Here is a 3,437-nt window from a genome sequence, read left to right on the forward strand (position 1 = left end):
ATGTACGACCAGCACGGACACGCGGCCTTCGAGGGTGGCGGGTTCGGTCGTGGCGGTGGCGCCGGTTTCGGCGACGTCGGCGATATCTTCGGCGACATCTTTGGCGACATTTTCGGCGGCGGTGGCGCAGGTCGCCAGCGCGCGCGTCGTGGTGCGGACCTGCGCTACATGATGGATCTGGATCTCGAGGAAGCCGTGTTCGGCGTCGAGAAGAAGATCGAAATCCCCACCCAGGTCAATTGCCACCACTGCAATGGCTCGGGTTCGGAAGACGGCAAGGTATCCAAGTGCAGCACCTGCGCCGGTCACGGCCGCGTGCGCATGCAGAACGGCATCTTCTCCATCCAGCAGGCCTGCCCGACCTGCCATGGCTCAGGCCAGAAGATCGACAAGCCCTGCAAGAAGTGCCGCGGGGAAGGCCGCCTCGAGGAAGAGCGCACGCTGTCCGTGCGGATTCCTGCCGGCGTCGACAACGGCGATCGCATCCGTCTGACCGGGCAGGGCGAAGCGGGCCCTGCCGGTGCGCCGTCCGGCGATCTCTACGTGGAAGTGCGAGTGCGCGAGCACGCCATCTTCCAGCGCGACGGCAGCGACCTCTATTGCGAAGTACCGATCCGGTTCGCCCAGGCAGCGCTCGGTACCGACCTCATGGTGCCCACGCTCGAAGGTGAGATCCCCGTCAGCGTGCCGCCCGAGACGCAGACCGGTCATCAGTTCCGCATGCGCGGCCGTGGTGTGAAGTCGGTCCGCGGTGGCGGTGCCGGCGACCTCATCTGCACCGTCGTCGTCGAGACGCCAGTGCGYCTGACCAAGGAACAGCGCGAACTGCTCACGCAGCTCGAGGCCACCTTTGTCGGCGAGGATGCGGCCAAGCACACGCCGCGCTCGACGACCTTCATCGATGGGGTAAAGGACTTCTGGTCGCGCGTGACGTCGTAAGTCGCCACGACCCGCTCGGTTCGCCACACCCTCGCTCGGCAGGAGCCGATTCATCGGCGATTCCTGCACGGCGCCGCTTTGATGACTTGTCGTAACTTGCTTTCGCCGATGAATCGGCTCCTACAACGGTCGCGTTGTGGGGGCCGTTTTCTTTTCGGACGCCTGCTACGATTCGCCTTCCCATCGCACGCAGAAGGCTGCCCCATGACCCGTCCCGCCCGTCTCGCCATCAGCGGCGCCTCCGGTCGCATGGGCACTGCGCTGCTCGGACTCGTGCGTGGCGACGAACGCTTCGAGCTCGTTCGCGCCATCGTGTCGTCGGGATCGCCCCGGATCGGCAAGGCGGCCTTCGGCGACGTCTCCGCGCTGCGCTTCACCGACTGGACCGACGCGGGCGATATCGACGTCGTCATCGACTTCAGCGGCCCGGAAGGCCTCGGCGCGGCACTCGACTACTGCGAAGCCTCGGGCGCCTCGCTCGTCACCGGCACGACCGGCCTCGAACCCGCGCTGGAAGAGCGCCTGACCAAGGCTGCCGAACGCATCGCCGTGCTGCGTGCCGCCAACTTCAGCCTCGGCGTAGCTGTACTGACGCGTCTGCTGCGCGAAGCCGCCGCGGCACTGCCAGGCTGGGACCTCGACATCATCGAAGCGCACCACGGACGGAAGGAAGACGCTCCCTCCGGTACGGCGCTGGCTCTCGGCCAAGCGGCGGCCGCGGGACGCGGAGCGACGTTGGAGGAGCTGGCGGTGTATTCGCGCGAAGGCCGTCCCGGTGCACGCAAGAACGGCACGATCGGTTTCGCCGTCGTACGCGGCGGCGACATCGTCGGCGAGCACCAGGCGCTGCTGATGGGGCAGGGCGAGCGGATCGAACTGGGGCACCGGGCGACGGATCGATCGATCTTTGCGCGCGGCGCGCTGGAAGCCGCGAACTGGATCGCCGGGCGTGCGCCCGGCACCTGGTCCATCGAAGACGTCATTACCAGCAAGATGTAAGAGCCCCGCTGGAAACGGCACGCCGGAGATCCCAGGTCGCCATAAGCGGTTGTAGGAGCCGATTCATCGGCGATCCCGCGGCAGCGGGCTGGGCTGTCGCTAGCACCCAATCGCCGATGAATCGGCTCCCACAGGGGGTTGTAAGCCCGTCAGTGGGTGCCGAACCACCAACCGACAAACAACGCGAACACGCCATAAAGTCCGCCAATCGGCATCAGCCAGCGGGCTTCCACGGCCCCCCGGCGGAACATTGCCCACAGTGCGATCACCGCGACCATGGTGATGGCGCCGGCCACGATCAGCGGCGTATCGAACAGCCACGGGGTGGCGAACAGCGCCAACGAACTCGGAATCGTCGCCTGGATCATCATGGCGCCCGAGATGTTCGCCAGGGCCAGTCGCTCCTTGCCCTGCCGCACCCAGATCAACGCGTTGACCGTCTCCGGCAACTCGGTGGCGACCGGGCTCAACACCAGGGCGACGATATGCGGCGACAGGTGGAAGAACTCGCCGAACGCTTCCAGCTGCCAGACGAAGGTGCGCGAGGCGATGGCGATAACGACCAGCGCCAGGCCCGTCTGCAGCATCACCCAGTTCATCGACGGATTGGCTTCGTGGGGACGGAAGGTGAGGGGCTCGAGCTCATCCTCGCCCTCGGGCGCGCTGGTGTCGTCACGCATTTCCCGCCAGACATAGGCGACGTAGGCGAGCAGAAAGAGCACGCCGAGCCAGGGCTTCCATGCGAAGGCCACGAGGCCCAGGCCCACCTTGACCACGAAGATCGCCAGAAACCAGGACTGGTCCCTGGCCAGCCGCTTATTGTCCACGCGCACCCGTAAGTCGGGTCTTTTCAGTCGTTTACGACCCGCATATAAAGCGAATCCGACCACGGCATAGGCGATCGTTGCAAGCACCAGCGGACCGCCGAGGGCGGCGCCGACACCGATGTCCTTTGCTTCGGGGGTCTTGCCGAACATGACCGCGACGAAGGTCACCGCGCTTTCCGGCAGGGCGGTACCGAAGGCGGCAAGCACCGTGCCGGTCGCCGTGGCGCCGAGGTTGAGCTTGCGCCCGAACCATTCGACGCCGTTGACGAAGTATTCGCAGGCGAAATAGATAGCCCCGGCCGAGACCAGGAATAGAAAGCATGTCAGCAGCATGTTTTATCTAAGGCCGGGCGAGCGAGATATACCGATGGCACAGCAACACCGCTCGCCCGGCCCGGGTAAGCATGTCGCTGGCCAAAGGTCTCGCCGGGCGGGCAGCGCACTCTCCGGGCGCTGTGCCGTTCGCGCCATGGGGCGCGAGGCCACCAAGTGTGTTGACGCGAACTCCTCGGGGTAGAGGATGGCTACTCCCCAATGACTTCGGCGCGGATGTTAACACGCGTTCGAAGATTCGATGAGACGCATTTGCGGGCTGTGTTTGCAGGCTGTGTTTGCACCCTTTGTTTGCACCCTGTGGGAGCCGCTTCAGCGGCGAACGGGGGTGCGGGAGCC

The 3,437-nt window shown here is 65.7% G+C and carries 3 protein-coding genes and 1 riboswitch; of the genes, 2 read left to right on the top strand and 1 reads right to left on the bottom strand.

The window, feature by feature from the left end; translation table 11 throughout:
• The coding region (locus AC1DSN_RS20155) for a molecular chaperone DnaJ (RefSeq protein WP_477332471.1) at nucleotides 1–939 on the top strand (939 nt) is incomplete at its 5' end.
• A gap of 204 nt (nucleotides 940–1,143) precedes the next feature.
• Complete coding sequence (dapB, locus tag AC1DSN_RS20160; RefSeq protein WP_477296653.1) at nucleotides 1,144–1,938, top strand: 4-hydroxy-tetrahydrodipicolinate reductase; 795 nt, start codon at nucleotides 1,144–1,146, stop codon at nucleotides 1,936–1,938.
• A 149-nt stretch (nucleotides 1,939–2,087) separates the two neighbouring features.
• Here dapB and AC1DSN_RS20165 read toward each other — a convergent pair whose 3' ends face one another.
• A complete protein-coding gene (locus AC1DSN_RS20165) occupies nucleotides 2,088–3,098 on the bottom strand; it encodes a sodium:calcium antiporter (RefSeq protein WP_255548445.1) in 1,011 nt (336 codons plus the stop codon).
• A 19-nt stretch (nucleotides 3,099–3,117) separates the two neighbouring features.
• Nucleotides 3,118–3,310, bottom strand: a riboswitch (yybP-ykoY riboswitch).
• Nucleotides 3,311–3,437 lie beyond the last annotated feature (127 nt).

The organism is Luteibacter sp. P4_D7_3 (genome assembly GCF_056401735.1).

Coding starts and splice junctions, on each gene's coding strand:
- AC1DSN_RS20165 (WP_255548445.1), bottom strand. CDS start 3,098: ATGCTGCTGACATGCTTTCTATTCCTGGTCTCGGCCGGGGCTATCTAT.
- dapB (WP_477296653.1), top strand. CDS start 1,144: ATGACCCGTCCCGCCCGTCTCGCCATCAGCGGCGCCTCCGGTCGCATG.